We start from the raw sequence: 20,776 nt of genomic DNA on the forward strand, positions 1-20,776 counted from the left end.
CAAAGTGATTAATTTATTTTCAAGTTATTAATAAAATCCCGTTTTCGAACGGGATTAATAAACCTACGATTATGAAAAACAAAAATACAACACCCAATAAATCCCATCATATCCAATTACCAAAAATGAAAATTATAAAAAATAGTATTCTGATTGCTTTTATGTTCCTGATTAGCTTAACGACCTTACAAGCTCAAGAAATACAATATACTAAATCTTCTTGGTGGTTTGGCGTGGCCACAGGGGCCAATTTAAATTTCTACCGCGGTTCTACCCAACAAATGAATGCCGATTTTAGATCGCCTACCGCTTTCCATAATGGTTTTGGTGCCGGTTTGTTTTTGGCGCCGACAATAGAATACCATCCGGCAGATTCCAAATTTGGTTTCATATTACAAGCCGGTTATGACAACAGAAGTGGTAAATTCAATCAAGTAATTACCCCTTGTGATTGTCCGGCCGATTTGAATGCTGAATTGAGTTATATTACCATTGAACCAAGCTTGCGTTATGCCCCGTTTAAATCTAATTTTTATTTATATGGCGGCCCAAGAATTGCTTTCAATCAGTCTAAATCTTTTGAATACCAATTAGGGATCAATCCTAATTTTCCCCTACAAGAAGCTAGTCCTGCCGTGAAAGGTGATTTTAGTGAAATAAAAAACACCATCGTTTCTATGCAAATAGGTATGGGTTATGATATTCCCATCAACTCCGAAACAGCCAAAACGCAATGGGTAGTTTCGCCTTTTGTAACGTATCATCCTTACTTTGGACAAAATCCGCGTTCCACCGAAACTTGGAATGTATCTACCTTGAGAGCTGGTGTAGTCTTGAAATTTGGTCAAGGACAACCTGTTGAAACTCCTGCCGCCGGAGAACTACAACTTACCATTACAACACCTACCAATGATGCTACCACTCGAAAAGTAAGAGAGGTATTCCCGATACGTAATTATGTTTTCTTCGATGCCGGTTCCGCTGAAATCTCCAGTCGTTATATTTTATTAAACAAAAACGAAGTAGCTGATTTTAAGGAAGACCAAATCGACTTAAGTACCCCAAAAAATATGTCAGGCCGCTCAGAACGTCAGATGATTGTATATTATAACATCTTAAATATTCTTGGAGACCGTATGGGTAAAAATCCATCCGCAACGGTTACTCTAGTTGGTTCTTCAAACGAAGGAGCTGATGATGGGAATGTCATGGCGCAATCTATCAAAACTTATTTGGTGACTATTTTTAGCATTAATGAAAACAGAATTGCTATTGAAGGAAGAGTAAAACCGGTAATCGCTTCGGAACAACCGGGTGGTACCTTAGAATTAGCTTTATTAAGAGAAGGAGACAGAAGAGTCTCTATTGAAAGCAACTCTCCTGCCCTACTTATGGAATTTCAAAGTGGTCCTGAAGCACCTTTGAAACCCATTGAAATCATAACTATGGAGCAAAAAGCCAATAGCGATGCTGTCGTTTTTGACATCTCTGCTTCAAATGAAGTTTATACTTCATGGACTGTTAGTTTAAAAGACCCTAAAGGAAAAGTAAAAAACTACGGTCCTTATACGGAAACCACTGCGAGCATTCCGGTAAAAACCATTTTAGACAATCAGCCGGAAGGAGATTATAAAGCAACTTTAACCGGAACTACTGCCAGCGGTAAAACGGTTACTAAAGAAGCTATTATTCATATTGTACCATTCGTAGCTCCAATTGTTCAGGAAAGTATTCGCTTTAGTGTACTGTATGATTTTAACGAATCCAAATCTATTGCTATATATGAAAAATATTTAACTGATATTGTGACCCCAAAGATTCAAAATGGTTCAACCGTTATTATCAAAGGACACACTGATATCATTGGTGAAACTGAATACAACAAAAATTTATCTTTGGCCAGAGCCAATGATGTAAAAGGTATTCTAGAAAAAAGTTTAGCTAAATATGGCACTCGTAATGTAAGCTTCGAAATTTACGGTGAAGGTGAAGATGAAAATCGTTCTCCTTTTGAAAACAAATATCCCGAAGAACGTTTCTATAACCGAACTGTTGTAATTGATATTGTAGCCAAAAAATAATTTTTACCGCAAACACTCTTAAATTATCCCCAACGGTTTGAACTGTTGGGGATTTTTTTATATTTGGATAAAGATTAAGTCAATATGAAACTAAAAAACCTTTCTTTTCTGCTTTTCTTCATCACTTTCAACTGCTTTTCGCAAAGTATTGAAACGTTGAAAACATCAGCACAAAAACTTTACGAAGCCAACTTTTTAATGGATTTTGAAGCCATTGCAAATTTGTCCTATCCGCCAATGGTGACCAATATTGGTAAGGAAATTTTACTTGAAAAAACAGAACTTCACTACGAAAATGAAGCATACCGTTTGCGGTACCAATTGCAAAGTGTTCCGCTTCAGTATGCGCCCATAAAAAAAATAAACGAAAAATCGTTTTGTATCATAACCATTCGCATTCCGAAACGGTACTTTTTTGAAGCCAAATTGACTTCGGAACAAGCTGCAGAGAAAAAAGTCTGGTTGCAGGAAGTCAATAGTACTAAAGACGTTACTTTTGAACCCAACAGAAACAGTTTTAATGTAAAGAAAATGTCGACTTACTTGGCCGTTTTTGATGAAACCACCGATGGTAAATGGAAGTTTTTCAATTTTGATAATCCCGAACAATTGACCGCTTTTCAATCGATTTTTGATGAAAATGTAAAAACGGCTTTAGGATTAAATAAATAGTTTTACCTTTACTTATATCATTTGATACCAAACTAAAAAACTATATAACCATGGCAAAAGGAAAAGACGTTCAGAAAGCGGCTAAAAAAGAACCTCTGAAGACCGCAAAGGAGAAAAAAGAGGAGAAAAGAGTCAAAAAACAAACTCCGAAAAGAGATTAGTTTTAAACCACAAAGAGCACAAAGTTTCAACAACCTTGTGCTCTTTGTGCATTCTTGGTGACCTTAGTGGTTAAAAACTTAAACTTCATCCGGAAAAATCTTCCCGGGATTCAAGATATTATTCGGATCAAAAACGCGCTTGATGCTTTCCATTAGTTCCAAATGGGTTCTGCTAAAAGCAATATCCATAAAATTCTTCTGTACAAATCCGATACCATGTTCACCGGATAAAGTGCCTTTTAACGAAACCGTCAATTCAAATATCTCTCGAATTCCAAGTGGCACTTGTGTTTGCCAATTGTCATCCGTCATATCGCCTTTAATAATGTTCACGTGTAAATTGCCATCGCCGGCATGGCCATAACAAACCGATTTAAAACCATACTTTGCGCCTATTCTTTTGATTCCTGATAACAGTTCAGGCAACATGAATCTAGGCACAACTGTGTCTTCTTCTTTGTAAACTGAATTCGATTTTACCGCTTCCGCTACGGAACGACGCATTTTCCATAAAGCATTTTTCTCATCTTCGGTATCCGCAAATAAAACTTCATCGATTTCAAATTGTTCTACTACTGATAAAATCTTCTCGGCTTCCAGCATTAAAATCTCCGGATAATTGCCATCCACTTCAATCAATAAATGCGCTTGGTGTTCTGGTTTTATACTTACACTTATACCTTCCACAAATTGAAGTGTCCAGTCAATAGCATCGCGTTCCATAAACTCTAAAGCACTTGGTACAATTCCGGCGCGGAAAATCGCTGAAACGGCTTCACAAGCTTCGTTGGCTTTGTAAAACGGCACCAACATTAGAACGTTGTGATTGTTTTTAGGTAAAAGTTTTAAAACGGCTCTGGTAATTACGCCAAGTGTTCCTTCACTTCCAACCATTAGTTGGGTCAAATTATAACCGGTTGAATTTTTTAGGGTATTGGCTCCGGTCCAAATGATGGCACCATTGGGTAAAACCACTTCTAAATTCAATACATAATCTTTGGTTACGCCATATTTCACGGCTCTTGCACCGCCTGAATTCTCAGCGATATTACCACCAATCCAACAACTGCCCATACTACTCGGGTCAACAGGATAGAACAATCCTTTTTCAGAAACCGCTTCGCGTAAAATTTGCGTAATTACTGCCGGTTCAACCGTTACTTGTAGGTTTTGCTCATCGATGTCAATGATTTTATCCAAACGTTCCATGGACAATCCGATACCTTGGTAAATGCTTAAAGCGCCACCGCTTAAACCGGTTCTGGCTCCAATTGGCGTAGTTGGAATTTTATAATCGTTGGCCACTTTTAAAATAGCGGAAATCTCTTGAGCATTCGCAGGTTTTAGAACAACGCTTGGTGGAAAAACATAGTCTTCCGTTTCGTCGTGACCGTAATGGTTTCGGGTTTCTTGGTCGGTGTAAATATAGTTTTCACCAACAATTATGGTGAGTTTTTGAATAATTTCGGGATGGAGTGACATGTTGTAAAAATTGAGAAGTAAATGTAGCGATTCCAAAAATAAAAGACAAATCCTTTTTAGCCCTGATTACCTCACAAAGTCAATATTTGTTAGCGGTTTTCGTTGAATGCTTCGCATTTGTAGTGGTATCCTTTTAGACCTGATAGGTTTTAAAAACCTGTCAGGTCTAAAAGATAGAACGAAAAGCGGGAACACGGACCACAAAAAAGCCCAAACCATTCGCTTCTATTTCTTCTTCAAATTCGGTAGAAAATAACAAATAATGCCAATCAATGGCAGGAATGAACACACGTGATACACATATTGAATTGAAGTATAATCGGCCAAAGTACCCAGCAAAGCCGAGCCCAAAGCGCCCATTCCGAAAGCAAATCCGTAGAACAAACCGGAAATCATGCCGAGTTTTCTAGGCAATAATTCTTGGGCATAAACCAAAATCGCCGGGAAAGCCGAAGAAATGATAATTCCGATGATAATCATCAAAACATCGGTCCAAAACAAGTTGACATAAGGCAACAACAACGCAAAAGGCGTTGCCCCAAAAACCGACAACCATATCACGTATTTTCTTCCGATTTTGTCGCCTAAAGGTCCGCCAAAAATGGTTCCTGCCGCATAAGCAAACAAGTAAATAAACATGTGGAATTGCGCTTCTTTGATGGAAAGATGGAACTTATCCATTACATAAAATGTATAGTATGTTGACAAACTCGCTGAGTAGAAAAACTTGGAAAAAATAACAATCAACAAAATAGCAATGGCCCATTTTACTTTGCTTTTTGACAAACGTTGGAAGTCGGCAAAAACTACTTTTTTAGGCTGGCGATTTATCAAATGGTCACGATACCAAAAGGCAATTTTACTTAAAATACCTAATCCGATAGTAGCCACAATGATAAACCAAAGAATGTACACTTGAGAATGCGGGACAACAATTAAGGCCACTAATAAAGGTCCGAGTGCTGTTCCGAAATTACCACCAACTTGGAAAATAGATTGGGCCAAACCTCTTCTGTTACCGGCTGCCAAATTGGAAATTCGTGCCGATTCAGGATGAAAAATAGACGAACCGGTTCCGATGAGCATAACCGATAGCAATATCCAATAGAAATTATTGGCAAACGAAATGGAGATGATTCCGGCTAAGGAAAATAACATGCCGTAAATCTGCGAAAAAGGTTTCGGATGTTTGTCGGTATAATAACCCACAAAAGGCTGGAATATGGAAGCGGTTAACTGAAAAGCAAACGTAATCAGACCGATTTGTGAAAAGGATAAATTATAATTCTGCTTTAAAATGGGATAAACCGAGGGAATAATCGCTTGGATTAAATCGTTGAGCAAATGCGCAAAACTGATTGAAAAAAGAATCGAGTAGACCGTTTTTTGGGCTAAATCTTTGTTAATTTTTCTACTAGAAAGTGTAGTTTCTATTTCCATTCTCCTTTTTTAACGCCACAAAAGTACTATATATACTAGTCATTAAAATAACATTTAGTAATTTTAGCAAATCATTAAGAGATTATTGGACTAACATCACTGCTATTTGGAAAAGAATTCGAAAAAATCGGCGCTACACGAAAAAGAAGGTATTCCGCAGCCGGAAAGTTTTAGCCAATCTGCTTTGGACAAAGTGGTTCGCAGTCGCAAAATCCAACCCGGTGCGGAAGAACTGGTCAACGGGATTTTGTCAGGCGATATTGCTGCGCTGAGTCGAGCGATTACTTTGGTGGAAAGTACCAATGTTATCCATTTGGCGAAAGCCAATGACATTATTACTGCTTGTTTGCCTCATGCCAACAAATCGGTTAGGATTGGAATTACAGGCGTTCCGGGTGTTGGAAAAAGTACGTTTATTGAAGCTTTTGGAAAACACTTGACCGCTTTGGGCAAAAAAGTCGCTGTTTTGGCGGTTGACCCAAGTAGTACGATTTCGCACGGGAGTATTTTGGGTGATAAAACCCGCATGGAAGAATTGGTCAAAGACAAAAACGCTTATATACGACCGAGTGCTTCGGGTGAAACGCTTGGCGGTGTAGCTCGAAAAACACGCGAAACGATTATCCTTTGCGAAGCCGCCGGATTTGACACGATTGTGATTGAAACCGTTGGCGTTGGTCAAAGCGAAACTGCGGTTCACAGTATGGTTGATTTCTTTTTGTTGCTGAAAATTTCCGGCGCAGGCGATGAATTACAAGGCATTAAACGCGGGATTATGGAAATGGCAGATGCGATTGTCATCAACAAAGCCGATGGTGATAACATCAATAAAGCCAAATTGGCGAAAACCGAATTCAATCGAGCATTGCATTTATTTCCGGCTAAAAGTTCGGGTTGGATTCCTACTGTTTCCACTTGCAGCGCTTATGAAAAAACCGGAATTGATGAAGTTTGGCAAACGATTTCCAACTATTTGGAATTGGTCAAAACCAATCATTATTTTGAAGAAAAACGCAAAGACCAAAACCAATATTGGATGATGGAAACCATCAACGAGCAGTTGAAAAACAACTTCTACCATCATCCTGAAATCATTGCTTTGTTGGAACAAAACAAAAAAGCCGTGCAAAATGATGAATTATCACCTTTTGTAGCGGCTATGAATTTATTGGAGAAATACTTTAAATAGTTTACAGTCGCTGTTTTCTACTGAACACTGCCAACTGAACACTGAACACTAAAAGTTACTCCTCGTAACCTTCCATTTCTTTGTCGTAAAACTCTCCGGCGAGCGTAATTAAATGCTCCATTTCAGCTTCCAATTCGGTTTCGTCTTCGCCTTCTAAATCTTCCATAAATTCTACTTCATCGTCTTTTAAATTGATGATAAAGCGAGGAAAATCAAGGTGAATGACAAAAATATCATCCGGGTAATCGGAGTTATCTGCTAGTACGAATTTTGGTAATTCCATGTTTTGAGTTATAAATTATGAGTTATGAATTTTGTCTCAACAACTTCTTAGTTAAATAGTGAAAACGAAGATACAAAAATATTGCGGCCGCTGTTAATCCGCCAACCAATCCAATCCAAACGCCAACGGCACCTAAATCAGTTTTAAGTCCTAAATAATAGGAAATCGGGAATCCGATGACCCAATAAGCCACAAAAGTAATATACATTGGAATCTTAACATCTTGCAAACCACGCAAAGCGCCAAGCACTACGACTTGTATACCGTCAGAAATTTGGAAAACTGCTGCCACTAAAAGCAATTTACCGGCAATCGCAATCACTTCGGCGTTGTCTAACAATTGCATTTTATTGTCCATATTGAGGAACAAATAAGGCAGAATTTGGTGCAAAGCCACAAACATAACGGCAAAGAGTATTTCAATGATAATCGCCAATAAAAAGATAGACCGCGCTACGACAATTAACTGCTTGTAATCGTTCAATCCTTTTTGGTTGCTGACACGAATCATTGAAACCACACTCAATCCCATGGCAAACATAAACGTCATTGAAGCCAAACTCAACGCAATCTGATTCGCGGCCTGACTTGTTTTACCAATATTCCCACAAAGCCAAATCGCTGCCGTGAATAAAACGACTTCAAACAACATTTGCATAGCAGATGGCAGTCCTAAATTGATTATCTTTTTTAGGGTTGATTTCTTGATTTCATCAAAACTAAAATCTTGAAAATAAGGTTTCAATTTTTCTTTTCTGGATAAAATAACGTGCATAAAAGTCACCATTGCAATTCTTGAAATCACCGTTCCCAAAGCCGCGCCTATGATTCCCATTTTTGGAAAAAACCAAATCCCATATATCAAAAGATAATTGATAATAACGTGTAAAACGTTCGCCATGATAATAGCATACATCGAGATTTTGGTCATCGATAAACCATCGGCAAACTGTTTGTAACCTTGGTAAATAATCAGCGGAACTAAAGAAAAAGCGACCCAATCCACAAAAGGTTTGGCCAAAGCAATTACTTCTTTAGGTTGGTGCAACATTTCCATTATTGGCTTGGCTAAAACCACTAATAAGAACAACATAAAGCCTAAAATGATACACAAAAACAAACCGTTATGAAAAGCCAAACGAATTTTTCCAACGTTTTTTTCAGCATCTGCTTCAGCTACAATTGGTGTAATTGCAGTCGAGAATCCAATACCAAGTGACATCGCCACAAAAATCAAACTGTTCCCCAAAGAAACAGCGGCCAATTCGGTACTACCCAATTTGCCTACCATGATATTATCGACTATACCAATCAAGGTATGACCGAGCATTCCCAAAATTACGGGATAAGCCAATTGTAGATTGTATCGGAACTCTTTGGTGTATTGTGCTAAATTCACTTTGCAAAAATTTGACTGCAAAAGTACTTAGGTTAACTGAAATAAAGCAACAAACTTTTATTTAATAATGATAACGGTGTATAAACGGGAAAGAATTATATAACAAACAATCATAAATGTATAACAAAGTCGGTTGCCGATACCAATACTTTTGCACCGTCAAATTGATACCACTTATGGTTTTCAAACTAAGACAAAAAACAAAAATTAAACATTTATGAAAATTTCAACAACGATTAAAATGCTTGTGGTTTTAGCAATGACTTTAGGTTCAGCTACTAAAACTATCGCCCAAGAAACTACTCCTACTGAAAACTATGATCAAAAATTCAAACTAGGCATCGGAATTAGTGGTGGTTATGTTTTTCAAGAACCTTATAAATTGGCGCTTGGCGTGGATGCCAGATTGCAATATGATTTGTCAAAAAGAAACTCGTTGACATTAACCACCGGTTTTTCTAACCTTTTTGTAAGCGGTGATGACAATGACTTAGGATTTATTCCGGTAAAAGCCGGTTTCAAAGCCTTTATCTGGAACGACCAATTTTATGTAATGGGTGAAGTTGGAGCTGCCATTGCCGTGACCAATGATTATGACAAAACCTCTTTATTAATTGCTCCAAGTATTGGTTATGCTACCAAATATGTTGACATTAGTTTGCGTTACGAACATTACACTGATTTCCCAAAACTAAATGACAACGGAACGGTTGGAAAAGGAATTGGTCAATTGGGCGTTCGTTTGGCTTACGGTTTCGAACTGTAAATCAACTATTTTTATACAAAAAGGCGCTAAAATTTAGCGCCTTTTTTTTATCCTTTCAATTGCTCTCGATAAATGTCGATGTTAGCCTTTACTTTTGGGTCTAATTCAGGTTCGGTGATGTCCGTCAGTTTTTCCAAAGCTTCCCAAATGGTTTGCGCCACTATATAACGCGCCACGCCTTTATCATCTGCCGGAACCACATACCAAGGCGCATGGTCTTTATTGGTGTTGTTAATTGCGTCTTCATAATATTTCATATAATCATCCCAACGCTCGCGTTCTTTCAAATCACCGGTGGAGAATTTCCAGTTGTCCTCCGGATTTTCCAAACGTTTCAACAAACGTTCTCTTTGCTCCTCTTTGCTCATGTGGAAATAAAACTTCAAAACCGTTGTCCCGTTTTGCGCTATATGCTTTTCAAAATTATTAATTTGCTCCATACGATTTTCCCAAAACTGCTGCGTAATATCTTCTGCTTTTTCAATGCCGGGTAAATTTTCGAATAAAATATATTCCGGATGCACTCGTGTCACCAAAACGTTTTCATAATGCGTACGGTTAAACACCGCAAATTTTCCTTTCTCGGGCAAAGCCAAATAATGTCGCCACAAATAGTCATGCTCCAATTCGGTAGAATTCGGAGTTTTAAAACTGTGAATTACCACGCCACGCGGATTGAATTCTTTAAAAACTTCCCGTATCAAACTGTCTTTCCCACTCGTGTCCATGCCTTGCAAACAAATCAAAAACGCATGTCGGTTGTGCGCATACATCGCGTCTTGCTTTTTGCTCAACTTGACTTGCACGTTATCCAAAGCCAATGCTTCCTCTTTTTTATTCGTATCTATGTCCAATCGAGTCGGTAATTTTGACAACTCTATTTTGCCTTTCACTCTAAAATCTTCGGGATTGATGTTTTTCATAATGCCAATGTTTATATTTGTAGGAGCCAATCCCGCTGTCCGTTCTATCTTTTCCTCTCGTTAAAAAACGAGAAAAAAAGGATGCCACTTCCATCGGGGCTAAAAAAACTATACGCTAACTTATGGAAAAATTTCAACTTTCACTACTCTTTAAAATCATTGGCATTGGTTCTGCTTCCGGATTGGTTTATCATGATGACAAACTTTATCTTATTTCTGACAACAGTACTTTTCTCTACGAATATGTTATTCCAACCGAAAAGCTCAATAAAATAGCTTTAACTGAAAACGCCCAAGACAACATCGCCAAAAAAGACAAACCCGATTTTGAAGCTATCGCTATCAAAGGAACTGATTTAATTCTTTTGGGTTCAGGCTCAACGGAAAACCGAAACCTGATTTTCAATTATGCCATTCCAACCAGGAAAATTCAAAAGAACAACATTGGCGTCATTTACCAAAAAATTAAACAAGAGTTCGCCATTGCAGACGATGAGTTGAATATTGAAGGTTTAATCATGAACCAAGACCATATTTATTTCTTCCATAGAGGCAATGGTACTCAAGGTAAAAATGCCGTGATTTTCAGCAAAGACTCACCACAAAATCAACAATTCGAATTTGTGCCAATCGATTTACCCAAAATAAAAAATGTCGCGGCGACTTTCACCGACGCCATTTTAGTGGAAGATAAGATTTACTTTTTGGCTTCCGCCGAAGACACCGAGTCAACTTACCTCGACGGAGAAGTTTTAGGAAGCATTATCGGACGCATGGATTTAAAAACTTTAAAAGTTGAATTCACCCAACAAATTTCAAACACCCATAAATTCGAAGGCTTGACATTATACAAACAATCCACTAACGAAATCGAATTCCTCCTCTGCGAAGACACGGATAGTGAACTATTAGAATCCAATATTTATAAATTAATTCTAGACAAAACAGAGAAAAACTGATTACTGAACACTGAACACTGCCAACTTTTTTTTCACCTCTTCCCAACCTTTTCAAACAAATAGTCCTCTTTACTTATAAAGACATCCATAGTGATCACCGAAACGCAAATATCAGCCTGTAAAAAAATGCAACGTGAAGCGCAGCGGCAAGTATACGAATACTTGTCACCCAAGCTTTACCGAACGTGCAAACGCTATTTAAAAAAAGAAGAAGAAATTGAAGAAGTATTGGCCGATGCTTTTTACACCATTTTTACCAAATTGGATCAATTGAAAGAAATAGGCGCTTTTGAAGCTTGGGCAAGAAAAATAACCGTAAACCAATGTTTGTTACAATTGAAACGCAATGTGAATTTCAATTTGTATTTGGAAGAAACCTCTTTTAGTATTCAGCCTCAAAGTCCACAAGAAACACCTTTGGAAGAAGAAGATTTGCTCAACTTGCTCAACTTGATTCCCGAAGGTTGTAAAACCATCTTCAACCTTTTTGTCATTGAAGGCTATGGTCACAAAGAAATTGCAGCCATGCTCAATATCTCGGAAGGCACTTCGAAGTCACAATTGAATGTCGCTAAAACCAAACTGAAAGATTTAGTCAACAATCTTTATTATCAAAAAGCAAAGTAATCATGGAAAATCAAGATATTTTTAACCAATTCAAAAAAGCCGCCGACAATGCCGAGTCGCCCGATTTTGCTTCGATGGAGAAAGTCTGGAACCGCGTAGAGGAAAAACTGGACACCAAAGAGCTAAAAAAAGCCACCAACCTTTGGAAAAAAATTGCAGTAGCAGCTTCACTCCTATTGGTTTCAACCTTGGGATATCAATTCCTGAAAAATGACCAAACGGTAACGAATACTAATGATATCATTGTCCAAAAAGATTCTATACAAAAAACAACCCCGAATAACAATGACGTAGTTTCGGCTGAAACCGTTAATCCGGCTATCAAAGAAGAAGCAGAAGCAATTTTGAAAGAACAAATAGTAGTATCAAGTCAGGTTGTTGTTCAAGAGAATATTCAAAAAGAGGAAGACAATAACATAAGACCTGAAGCAGAAAAACTTTATTCAAGCCCTGTCCCTCAAGCTAGCCAAGGCTATTTCGAAGCAGAAAAAAAGGATACTAAAAGTGAAAAAGCAAAAGAGATGGAAGTTTTTATCAACAAAGAAAACAAAGTCTCTAGCGCCAAAAAAGAAATGCCACTGCTGGTTTTTGATGACAAAGTAACCAATAAACAAAGTGTGAAAGAAGTAGAAATGGACGAAATAGAATCTATCGTTGAACTTCCCGATCCTCTCTATATTATCAATGGTGTAGAATACACCGAACAAGAATTATTCGGGCCCAACCCAACCAGTCCTTACACACCGTTAAATGAACAAGAAATCGACTCTATTTCCATACTGCAGAAGGAAAAAGCGACTTCCATTTATGGTCAAAAAGGCAAAAAAGGCGTCGTAATCATCTCCACTAAAAACGGAAAACCGGCTGCCAAAAAACAAAAATAAATCAGTCTAACCTTTTAAAATTTAACGTCATGAAAAATGTGAAAATCTTTTCATTAGGCATTGCTATGCTTATAACTTTCCTATCCTTCGGGCAAGAAAAAACAATTTCGGGTGTTGTTACAGACAACTCAGGCTTACCATTACCTGGTGCAAATGTGTTTGTAAAAAAAACCAGTCGCACAACTCAAACCGATTATGATGGAAAATATTCCATTCAAGCCCAAAAAGGAGAATCTTTGGTCTTTCAATTCATAGGAATGAAAACACAAGAAGTAAAAGTGAGCAATTCCAACACCATTAATGTAAAAATGGAAGACGAATCGAACAATTTAAACGAAGTAGTTGTGGTTGCTCATGGATATTCAAAAAGCAAAAAAGCAACTTCTTATTCAGTAACCAATCATTCCCAATCTTTACAAGGCAAAGCGACCGGACTGCAAATCAACCATAGTTCGGGAACTCCCGGTGCTACTAAAGTCGTGATTCGTGGTTCCTCATCACTCAAAACCAACACAAAACCTTTATACATAGTTGACGGTGTTCCTATGAAAGAGGACGATTTTAAAAATATCAATCCAAATGACATCAACTCTGTTAATGTTCTAAAAGATACTTCCGCCACTTCATTGTATGGTAACAGCGCAAATAATGGTGCCATAGTAGTGCAAACCAAAACCGGAGTGCAACAAAATTTATCTAAATCAGAATTTAAAAAAAGAATTAAAGAAATCGACAAAACTACTACGCCATTAGTTATTGAACCCATCAATGAAGACTACGAAAGCTTTGTAGAAAACGCTTTTGAAAGTCCGAAATCAGCTCCGTTATCTACTTTTTCTATTGATGTTGACAATGCTTCTTACACCAATGTCCGTCGATTTATTAATAACGGACAAGCTGTTCCAAAAGATGCGGTTCGTGTGGAAGAAATGGTGAATTTTTTCAAATACCAATACCCGCAACCTACAGGAGAACATCCGTTTTCAATTAATACCGAATACAGCGAATGTCCATGGAATAAAGACAATAAATTGGTTCGCATTGGTTTACAAGGTAAAGACATCGCCACTGATAATTTGCCCGCTTCAAATTTGGTTTTCCTAATCGATGTCTCAGGTTCAATGGCTGACATGAACAAATTGCCACTGTTAAAAGAATCTTTGAAAGTTTTGGTAGCACAATTGAGAGCTGATGATAAAATTGCCATTGTAGTGTATGCCGGTGCGGCAGGTTTGGTCTTACCGCCAACTTCAGGAAAAGAGAAAAAAACCATCATTGACGCTTTAGACCAATTGCAATCTGGTGGCAGTACTGCCGGTGGCGCGGGAATTCAACTGGCTTACAAAACTGCAGAGGAAAATTTCATTAAAGGCGGAAATAACAGAGTAATTTTGGCCACCGATGGCGACTTTAATGTTGGCGCTTCTTCTGATTCCGATATGAAAACCTTGATTGAAGAGAAAAGAAAATCGGGTGTTTTCTTAACTTGTTTGGGTTATGGCATGGGGAATTACAAAGACAGTAAATTGGAAACTTTAGCCGACAAAGGCAACGGAAATTACGCTTACATCGATAACATTCAGGAAGCCAATCGATTTTTGGGCAAAGAATTCAAAGGCTCGATGTTTACTATCGCCAAAGATGTTAAAATCCAAATCGAGTTCAATCCGACTCATGTAAAAGCCTATCGTTTAATTGGTTACGAAAATAGAAAATTACGCCCGGAAGATTTTAAAAATGATGCTATAGATGCCGGTGAATTGGGCAGTGGACATACAGTAACCGCGCTATACGAAATCATTCCAACCGAGGCTAAAAGTGAGTTTTTTGTGGATACCGATGAGCTGAAATACACCAAAGTTGAGCCAAGTAAAACCAAATTCAACGACGAACTGGCCACCATAAAATTCCGCTACAAAAAACCAGATGGCAGTAAAAGTATCGAAATGGTTCAAGTAATCGACAATAAAGTGAATACTATAGACAACGCTTCAAGCGGATTCAAATTCAGTACGGCTGTGGCTTGGTTTGGATTGAAACTAAGAGATTCAAAATTGGTGACCAACAAATCTTCTGTAGAAATTAAAAAATTAGCCAAAGCAGGTTTGGCCCTTGATGAAGACGGTTACAAAGTAGAGTTTATTCGCTTAGTGGAAGCAGTGAATTAAATTTTTGGGTGATTTGATTAATGTTGGTAAACCCGCCAAGTTCTTTGAACTTGACGGGTTTTGTTTGTCTTGCTACTTCTCTATCTCCTTCAAACTCTCCATCTTTTTGTGTGCCAAAAACCCTTTAATGTCTTCAAAATGTTCTTTGACTCTTTTGTTGCCGAATTCAAAGACTTTTTCAGCCAAACCGTCTAAGAAATCACGGTCGTGAGACACCAAGATTAATGTTCCGTCAAAGTCTTTTAAAGCTTCTTTGATGATGTCTTTGGTTTTCATATCCAAGTGATTTGAAGGTTCATCCAGAATCAATAAATTCACCGGTTCCAATAACAATTTGATCATCGCCAAACGCGTTTTTTCTCCACCAGAAAGCACTTTGACTTTCTTCTGAATGTCATCGCCTTGGAACATAAAAGCACCTAAAATATTCTTGATTTGGGTACGAACTTCACCCACAGCAATATTGTCAATCGTTTCAAAAATAGTCGCATTTCCGTCTAATAATGACGCTTGGTTTTGGGCAAAATAACCAATTTGTGCATTGTGTCCAACCTCAACATTACCACCATTGATTTCAATCTCTTTCATAATCGCCTTAATCATGGTCGATTTTCCTTCGCCGTTTTTACCAACGAAAGCTACTTTCTGACCACGTTCGATAACCATATTGGCATCTTTAAAAATCAAATGATCGCCATACGATTTTTCCAAATCGCGCACAATCACAGGATATTGTCCGGAGCGAACCGATGGTGGAAATTTCAACTTCAGGGCTGAATTATCGATTTCATCCACTTCAATCGGAACAATTTTTTCTAACATTCTTACTCGCGATTGAACGGCATCAGTTTTTGAAAAAGTCCCACGAAAACGTTCAATAAAAGCCTGATTGTCGGCAATAAATTTTTGCTGCTCATCGTAGGCTTTTTGTTGGTGTACTCTTCTGTCCTTTCTCAATTCCAAATAATGCGAGTACTTGGCTTTGTAATCGTAAATTCTTCCCATCGTCACTTCAATGGTACGATTGGTAATATTATCTACAAAAGCCCTATCGTGTGAAATCACCATAACGGCTTTTGCCTGATTGATTAAAAAATCTTCCAACCACTGAATACTGTCCATATCCAAGTGGTTTGTTGGCTCATCGAGCAAAATCAAATCGGGTTGTTTCAAAAGGATTTTCGCCAACTCAATACGCATTCTCCAACCTCCTGAAAACTCAGAGGTCGGGCGATTAAAGTCTTCTCTTTCGAATCCTAATCCTTTCAATACTTTTTCTACTTCGGCTTCGTAATTGACTTCTTCAATGGAATAATACTTTTCGCTTAACTCCGAAACACGTTCAATCAATTTCATGTAGTCATCGCTTTCATAATCGGTGCGAATGGTCAATTGCTCATTGATTTCGTCAATTTCGGCTTTCATTTTGAACACTTCGGCAAAAGCTTTAGACGCTTCTTCCATTACCGTACAATTATCGGCCGCTAACAAATGCTGAGGCAAATAAGCAATTACGGCTTCTTTCGGAGCAGAAATCGCACCACGAGTAGGTTTGTTTTCACCGGCGACAATTTTTAACAGCGTAGATTTTCCGGCACCGTTTTTACCCATTAAGGCAATTTTATCGGTTTCGTTGATGGCGAAAGTGACGTCGCTAAAAAGTGTGGTGCCGCCAAATTCAACGGCTATATCGTTAACTGTAATCATTGTTATTTAGTTGGATGTCAGATGATAGAAGTTGGATAACTTCAACTGTCTGATTTTTTTTGAAGGTGCAAAGATAGGTTAATTTGAAAGTGAAACAATTTGAAGATTTAAAAATCTAAAAAGTTAATAACAATAACGATGTATTTCTGTCGACGAAAGGTTTAACAATTCATAAAACTTTATTTTTGTATGCTCAAACAAAGATTTCAGCTATGCCTTTAATAGATTATAGTTTTTTAGCCAAAATTTTACCCAAAGCCAAGATTAATAAAGGTTATAAAAAAGCCAAAAAATCTTATCTCAATAGGGTTAGATTAGCTACTTCATTGTTTTTCTTTGGCATGGGATTTTGTTTTTCGACTTGGGCAAGCCGAATTCCGGATATCAAATCGATTTTGCAATTAAGTGAAGCCGAATTGGGAACGATGCTTTTTACTTTACCGATTGGACAACTGGTAGCGATGCCGTTTACGGGAAAAATTGTGACCAAATATGGAAGTCGAAATATCTCTATTTTAGGACTATTACTTTATGCTTTTTGTTTGATTTTTATAGGATTAGCAACCCAAAGTTGGCACTTAGCGACCGGATTGTTTTTGTTTGGTTTCTTTTGCAACTTCTGTAATATTGCGGTGAATGCACAAGGAGTTTATACCCAACAGTTGTTTGACAAACCTATCATAGGTTCGTTTCACGGCTCTTGGAGTTTGGCCGGTTTTTTTGGCGCACTGGTTGGGTTACTGATGCTGGCTTTTGGATGGACTCCATTCCAACATTTTACAGCTGCGTTTGGGTTTGTTGTGATAATTTTGTTGACGAATTACAAATACATCATCAAAGTCAAATCGAAACAAGAAGAAGAAAAATCGAGTTATTCCTTTTGGAAAAATCCCGATAAAACCTTACTCTGGCTGGGCGTGATTTGTTTTTGCGGTATGGCGAGTGAAGGGATTATGTTTGATTGGAGCGGCGTTTATTTCAAGGAAATCATAAAAGCACCGGGTGCATTAGTGGTTTTAGGCTATACTACTTTTATGATTAGTATGGCTTCCGGACGGTTTTTGAGTGATATTTTAGTGGCTAAATATGGTGCCAAAAAAGTCTTAATTATTAGTGGGTTAATCATTTCAGCCGGATTGTATATGGCGGTTTTATTGCCTTATATAATACCGTGTACGATTGCTTTTATGTTGGTTGGATTTGGAGTTTCGAATGTCGTTCCCATCATTTTTAACGTCGCCGGAAACAATAAAAATGTACCGACAGGCATTGCTTTGACGATAGTAACGAGCATCAGTTTCCTTGGGTTTTTAATCGGTCCGCCATTGATTGGTTTTATAGCTGAATTAACGAGTTTGAAACATTCGTTTGCGATAATTGGCGTTTTTGGCGTGTTTATTTCGGTATTGGTAACCTGGCTGAAGATTTTTAAATAGTTACGCTATTCCATCTCAAGTGATTCATACTCTTCATAAACCGTGTACTCTAAAGTATCTTTATCCAGCAAATACAAGGTTCCGAAATAACAGCCCAACAAATAAAAAGAGTCTAATTTTTTGCTGTTGCTGATTTTGACTTCAAAATTATTGACGATATCGATGTTTTCAAAGGTGATAGAATCTCCTATGTTGGTTCCTGTTTTATAATCCCAAGTTCCATTCATTCTTCCCGGTAAAAACAAGAATCGGTCGAAGACAAAAACGACTAAAAGAAAGAGTACTATTTCAACTGCTTTTCTCAATTTAAATACTCAATCGAAATTCCTCTATTACTGGATTGGCTTTACCATAATCGATTTCTTGAATAAACAATTCCACCGGTTTATTGGTTTGAATACTTGGCAATACATTGGCCTGATTGTTATCGCGAATGACCACATTGATATTGGCTTCTTCCAATTTTTCTTTTAATGCAAAAGCAAGAATTTCTTCTCCTGAAAATATTTTTATTAATCCCATTTTTAAGGTATTAGGTTTTAGGTTTTTACAGTGACTGAATACTGCAACTGTGACTATTCTTCCCCTTCCATTTCGAAGAAAAGCGGTTCAATCATGACTTTTTCGGCCAGTACTTCTACTCTTTCAGTGATTTGGGAACAAAAGAACAAGCGTTGGGTTTTTTCGATACTGTTGGACAACCTCAACACTACGGCATCCATACGGTTTCTGAATAATATTTCGGCATCGTCTACGATAAACATTTTGATGGTATTGATATTAAATCCGGCCGAAGAAAACATTGCATTTACTTTATTTGGTGTGCCGATAAGAATATCTAAACCCATGGAAATGACATTTTTATCATAATCAATATCGCCTTTGTCATGTACGCCAAGAATGCTTAAATCATGATAAGTTCCGTATTTGAGGAACATTTCTTCCATTTCCATCACGCGTTCTTTATTTTCTACCAAAATCAAAACTCGGGTACTTTCCCCAACCGATTTTTCCATACGTTGGATTACGTTCAAAACAATCGTGGTGCTTTTTCCCGTTCCGGAAGGCGATTGAATCACGGCATCAGCGCCACTTTTTATAGTCGAAAACGTTTCCTGCTGCATCTCATTGGCTTCGGTCAAACCGTGTTCGATGAGTGCTTGTTGGAGTTGTGGGTGTATTTTTTTTAGGTTCATATCTTTTAAAGTGATTAGTGTATAATAATTAGTAATTAGCAAAAAAGTCTAACGAAAAACGACTAATTACTAATCACCAATTACTTAGAAGCAAACAGCTTCACATCTGTTTCCGAAATCTCGCTTCCGCCAAGGATGATTAGTCTTTCAACAACATTTCTCAGCTCGCGGATGTTTCCGGTCCAATCGTATTCTTGTAATAATTTGATGGCGTCTTTGGAGAATGATTTTGGTGCATTTCCTTGTTCTTCTGCAATTTTCACCGCAAAATGTTCTATCAATAACGGAATGTCATCACGTCTGTCATTTAGTGACGGCACTTTGATTAAAATAACCGCCAAACGATGGTATAAATCTTCTCTGAATCGACCTTCTGCGATTTCTTTTTTCAAATCTTTGTTGGTTGCCGCTACGACACGCACATTGATTTTGATGTCTTTATCGGCGCCGACTCTTTGTATCAAACTCTCTTGCAACGCACGCAAAACTTTGGCTTGTGCAGACAAACTCATGTCGCCAATCTCGTCCAAGAAAATAGTTCCGCCATCGGCCGCTTCGAATTTTCCGGCGCGGTCTTTTACGGCAGAAGTAAACGCTCCTTTTACGTGACCGAATAATTCGCTTTCGATTAATTCAGACGGAATCGCAGCACAATTAACTTCAATCATTGGCGCACTAGCTCTTTCGCTTTTTTCGTGTAATTGATGGGCTACTAATTCTTTTCCGGTTCCGTTTGGTCCGGTGATTAGAACACGAGCATCAGTTTGTGCCACTTTTTCAATCATCAACTTGATTTGGTTGATGGGTTCGCTATCGCCAATGATTTCGTAGTTCTTTGAAACTTTTTTCTTTAGGATTTTATTTTCAACGACCAATTGCTTTTTGTCCAGAGCATTTCGAACGGTATTTAATAATCGATTTAAATCGGGTGGTTTTGAAATGTAATCAAAAGCGCCCAAACGCATCGTGTTCACCGCAGTTTCCAAATCGCCGTGACCGGAAATCATAACCATTGGGATTTCGGGTTTGATTTTTTTGACGGCTTCGAGTAGTTCTTCGCCGCTCATTTTGGGCATTTTGATGTCACATAACACCAAGTCGTAATCTTCGTTTTTGATTTTTTCAAAACCAATTTTTCCGTCTTCGGCTTCTTCAACTATATAGGTGTCGCTTTCTTCTGAAAGTATTTTAATTAATACTCTTCGGATGGTAGCTTCGTCTTCGATGATTAATATTTTGGGCATATGGGTTGTAAGTTGTAAGTTGTAAGTTGTAAGTTAAAATCCTAACTCATAACTCCCAACTCCTAATTTATAATTCTTTTCATGGTTGGCTTTTTAGCCCTGATTGTAGTGGAAATCCTTTTTTGGCTTGGCTTGGGTTTTAACCCGAGGTAAGACAAA

Annotated in this window: 19 protein-coding genes; 9 read left to right on the forward strand and 10 right to left on the reverse strand. The window is 37.8% G+C overall.

The annotated features are described in order from the left end of the window. The first annotated feature begins 71 nt into the window (after window positions 1-71). Together ACK4HO_RS05120 and ACK4HO_RS05125 are read left to right on the forward strand one after the other, a co-directional pair. On the forward strand, window positions 72-2,081 hold the full coding sequence (locus ACK4HO_RS05120) for an OmpA family protein (RefSeq protein WP_409663481.1): 2,010 nt from the start codon (window positions 72-74) through the stop codon (window positions 2,079-2,081). A gap of 84 nt (window positions 2,082-2,165) precedes the next feature. Further along, complete coding sequence (locus ACK4HO_RS05125) at window positions 2,166-2,753, forward strand: hypothetical protein (protein ID WP_409663483.1); 588 nt, start codon at window positions 2,166-2,168, stop codon at window positions 2,751-2,753. 239 nt (window positions 2,754-2,992) lie between these two features. Here ACK4HO_RS05125 and ACK4HO_RS05130 read toward each other — a convergent pair whose 3' ends face one another. Beyond that, the gene (locus ACK4HO_RS05130) at window positions 2,993-4,396 is read right to left on the reverse strand and encodes an FAD-binding oxidoreductase (protein WP_409663486.1); all 1,404 of its coding nucleotides are present in this window, start codon (window positions 4,394-4,396) and stop codon (window positions 2,993-2,995) included. Window positions 4,397-4,621: 225 nt separating this feature from the next. Further along, complete coding sequence (locus ACK4HO_RS05135) at window positions 4,622-5,836, reverse strand: MFS transporter (protein WP_409663488.1); 1,215 nt, start codon at window positions 5,834-5,836, stop codon at window positions 4,622-4,624. Window positions 5,837-5,942: 106 nt separating this feature from the next. On the opposite strand from ACK4HO_RS05135, the gene meaB reads away from it, so the two are divergent. Further along, window positions 5,943-7,025, forward strand: a complete 1,083-nt coding sequence (gene meaB / locus ACK4HO_RS05140; protein WP_409663490.1) for a methylmalonyl Co-A mutase-associated GTPase MeaB — start codon at window positions 5,943-5,945, stop codon at window positions 7,023-7,025. Between the two features lie 55 nt (window positions 7,026-7,080). Here the strand turns inward: meaB and ACK4HO_RS05145 are convergent, their stop codons facing one another. Continuing rightward, window positions 7,081-7,308 carry a hypothetical protein gene (locus ACK4HO_RS05145; RefSeq protein WP_187660213.1) on the reverse strand — a complete coding sequence of 76 codons (228 nt, stop codon included), beginning with the start codon at window positions 7,306-7,308 and terminating at the stop codon, window positions 7,081-7,083. A gap of 22 nt (window positions 7,309-7,330) precedes the next feature. Continuing rightward, window positions 7,331-8,707: an MATE family efflux transporter gene (locus ACK4HO_RS05150; protein WP_409663494.1), complete on the reverse strand. Its 1,377-nt coding sequence runs from the start codon at window positions 8,705-8,707 to the stop codon at window positions 7,331-7,333. Window positions 8,708-8,924: 217 nt separating this feature from the next. Here ACK4HO_RS05150 and ACK4HO_RS05155 point away from each other — a divergent pair, with 217 nt between their 5' ends. Beyond that, entirely contained in the window at window positions 8,925-9,473 is a 549-nt protein-coding gene (locus tag ACK4HO_RS05155) for a hypothetical protein (RefSeq protein ID WP_409663497.1), read from the forward strand. Window positions 9,474-9,520: 47 nt separating this feature from the next. Here ACK4HO_RS05155 and ACK4HO_RS05160 read toward each other — a convergent pair whose 3' ends face one another. Beyond that, window positions 9,521-10,396 carry a PPK2 family polyphosphate kinase gene (locus ACK4HO_RS05160; protein ID WP_409663500.1) on the reverse strand — a complete coding sequence of 292 codons (876 nt, stop codon included), beginning with the start codon at window positions 10,394-10,396 and terminating at the stop codon, window positions 9,521-9,523. 122 nt (window positions 10,397-10,518) lie between these two features. Between ACK4HO_RS05160 and ACK4HO_RS05165 the strand changes: the two genes are divergently transcribed. The 4 genes from ACK4HO_RS05165 to ACK4HO_RS05180 all read left to right on the forward strand — a co-directional run bounded on the left by ACK4HO_RS05165 (window position 10,519) and on the right by ACK4HO_RS05180 (window position 15,034). Beyond that, window positions 10,519-11,355 carry a DUF6929 family protein gene (locus ACK4HO_RS05165; RefSeq protein WP_409663503.1) on the forward strand — a complete coding sequence of 279 codons (837 nt, stop codon included), beginning with the start codon at window positions 10,519-10,521 and terminating at the stop codon, window positions 11,353-11,355. Window positions 11,356-11,481: 126 nt separating this feature from the next. Continuing rightward, the gene (locus ACK4HO_RS05170; protein WP_409663506.1) at window positions 11,482-11,982 is read left to right on the forward strand and encodes an RNA polymerase sigma factor; all 501 of its coding nucleotides are present in this window, start codon (window positions 11,482-11,484) and stop codon (window positions 11,980-11,982) included. A 2-nt stretch (window positions 11,983-11,984) separates the two neighbouring features. Then, window positions 11,985-12,866 (forward strand): hypothetical protein, encoded by an 882-nt coding sequence (locus tag ACK4HO_RS05175; RefSeq protein WP_409663508.1) that lies wholly within the window; start codon window positions 11,985-11,987, stop codon window positions 12,864-12,866. A 29-nt stretch (window positions 12,867-12,895) separates the two neighbouring features. Next, window positions 12,896-15,034: a von Willebrand factor type A domain-containing protein gene (locus tag ACK4HO_RS05180; protein ID WP_409663511.1), complete on the forward strand. Its 2,139-nt coding sequence runs from the start codon at window positions 12,896-12,898 to the stop codon at window positions 15,032-15,034. Between the two features lie 72 nt (window positions 15,035-15,106). On the opposite strand, the gene ACK4HO_RS05185 is transcribed toward ACK4HO_RS05180, so the two are convergent. Continuing rightward, window positions 15,107-16,741: an ABC-F family ATP-binding cassette domain-containing protein gene (locus ACK4HO_RS05185; protein WP_409663514.1), complete on the reverse strand. Its 1,635-nt coding sequence runs from the start codon at window positions 16,739-16,741 to the stop codon at window positions 15,107-15,109. A 212-nt stretch (window positions 16,742-16,953) separates the two neighbouring features. On the opposite strand from ACK4HO_RS05185, the gene ACK4HO_RS05190 reads away from it, so the two are divergent. Next, a complete protein-coding gene (locus tag ACK4HO_RS05190) occupies window positions 16,954-18,177 on the forward strand; it encodes an MFS transporter (protein WP_409663517.1) in 1,224 nt (407 codons plus the stop codon). Between the two features lie 5 nt (window positions 18,178-18,182). Here ACK4HO_RS05190 and ACK4HO_RS05195 read toward each other — a convergent pair whose 3' ends face one another. From ACK4HO_RS05195 to ACK4HO_RS05210, 4 genes are all read right to left on the reverse strand, one after another. Then, window positions 18,183-18,482 carry a hypothetical protein gene (locus ACK4HO_RS05195; RefSeq protein ID WP_409663520.1) on the reverse strand — a complete coding sequence of 100 codons (300 nt, stop codon included), beginning with the start codon at window positions 18,480-18,482 and terminating at the stop codon, window positions 18,183-18,185. Between the two features lies 1 nt (window position 18,483). Next, window positions 18,484-18,699, reverse strand: coding sequence for a putative signal transducing protein (locus ACK4HO_RS05200; protein ID WP_409663523.1), 216 nt, complete (start codon window positions 18,697-18,699; stop codon window positions 18,484-18,486). A 53-nt stretch (window positions 18,700-18,752) separates the two neighbouring features. Next, complete coding sequence (locus tag ACK4HO_RS05205) at window positions 18,753-19,373, reverse strand: DEAD/DEAH box helicase (protein WP_409663526.1); 621 nt, start codon at window positions 19,371-19,373, stop codon at window positions 18,753-18,755. Window positions 19,374-19,453: 80 nt separating this feature from the next. Then, window positions 19,454-20,617 carry a sigma-54-dependent transcriptional regulator gene (locus ACK4HO_RS05210; protein WP_409663529.1) on the reverse strand — a complete coding sequence of 388 codons (1,164 nt, stop codon included), beginning with the start codon at window positions 20,615-20,617 and terminating at the stop codon, window positions 19,454-19,456. Window positions 20,618-20,776 lie beyond the last annotated feature (159 nt).

The sequence above is a fragment of the Flavobacterium sp. genome (assembly GCF_046296355.1).
Lineage (GTDB): Bacteria > Bacteroidota > Bacteroidia > Flavobacteriales > Flavobacteriaceae > Flavobacterium.

Bases quoted from the DNA above. Each gene is read 5' to 3' on its own strand.
- ACK4HO_RS05180 (WP_409663511.1), top strand. From the start codon at position 12,896: ATGAAAAATGTGAAAATCTTTTCATTAGGCATTGCTATGCTTATAACT.
- ACK4HO_RS05190 (WP_409663517.1), top strand. From the start codon at position 16,954: ATGCCTTTAATAGATTATAGTTTTTTAGCCAAAATTTTACCCAAAGCC.
- ACK4HO_RS05200 (WP_409663523.1), bottom strand. From the start codon at position 18,699: ATGGGATTAATAAAAATATTTTCAGGAGAAGAAATTCTTGCTTTTGCA.
- ACK4HO_RS05125 (WP_409663483.1), top strand. From the start codon at position 2,166: ATGAAACTAAAAAACCTTTCTTTTCTGCTTTTCTTCATCACTTTCAAC.
- ACK4HO_RS05175 (WP_409663508.1), top strand. From the start codon at position 11,985: ATGGAAAATCAAGATATTTTTAACCAATTCAAAAAAGCCGCCGACAAT.
- ACK4HO_RS05205 (WP_409663526.1), bottom strand. From the start codon at position 19,373: ATGAACCTAAAAAAAATACACCCACAACTCCAACAAGCACTCATCGAA.
- ACK4HO_RS05185 (WP_409663514.1), bottom strand. From the start codon at position 16,741: ATGATTACAGTTAACGATATAGCCGTTGAATTTGGCGGCACCACACTT.
- ACK4HO_RS05155 (WP_409663497.1), top strand. From the start codon at position 8,925: ATGAAAATTTCAACAACGATTAAAATGCTTGTGGTTTTAGCAATGACT.
- ACK4HO_RS05130 (WP_409663486.1), bottom strand. From the start codon at position 4,396: ATGTCACTCCATCCCGAAATTATTCAAAAACTCACCATAATTGTTGGT.
- ACK4HO_RS05145 (WP_187660213.1), bottom strand. From the start codon at position 7,308: ATGGAATTACCAAAATTCGTACTAGCAGATAACTCCGATTACCCGGAT.
- ACK4HO_RS05120 (WP_409663481.1), top strand. From the start codon at position 72: ATGAAAAACAAAAATACAACACCCAATAAATCCCATCATATCCAATTA.
- ACK4HO_RS05135 (WP_409663488.1), bottom strand. From the start codon at position 5,836: ATGGAAATAGAAACTACACTTTCTAGTAGAAAAATTAACAAAGATTTA.
- ACK4HO_RS05165 (WP_409663503.1), top strand. From the start codon at position 10,519: ATGGAAAAATTTCAACTTTCACTACTCTTTAAAATCATTGGCATTGGT.
- ACK4HO_RS05210 (WP_409663529.1), bottom strand. From the start codon at position 20,617: ATGCCCAAAATATTAATCATCGAAGACGAAGCTACCATCCGAAGAGTA.
- ACK4HO_RS05170 (WP_409663506.1), top strand. From the start codon at position 11,482: ATGCAACGTGAAGCGCAGCGGCAAGTATACGAATACTTGTCACCCAAG.
- ACK4HO_RS05160 (WP_409663500.1), bottom strand. From the start codon at position 10,396: ATGAAAAACATCAATCCCGAAGATTTTAGAGTGAAAGGCAAAATAGAG.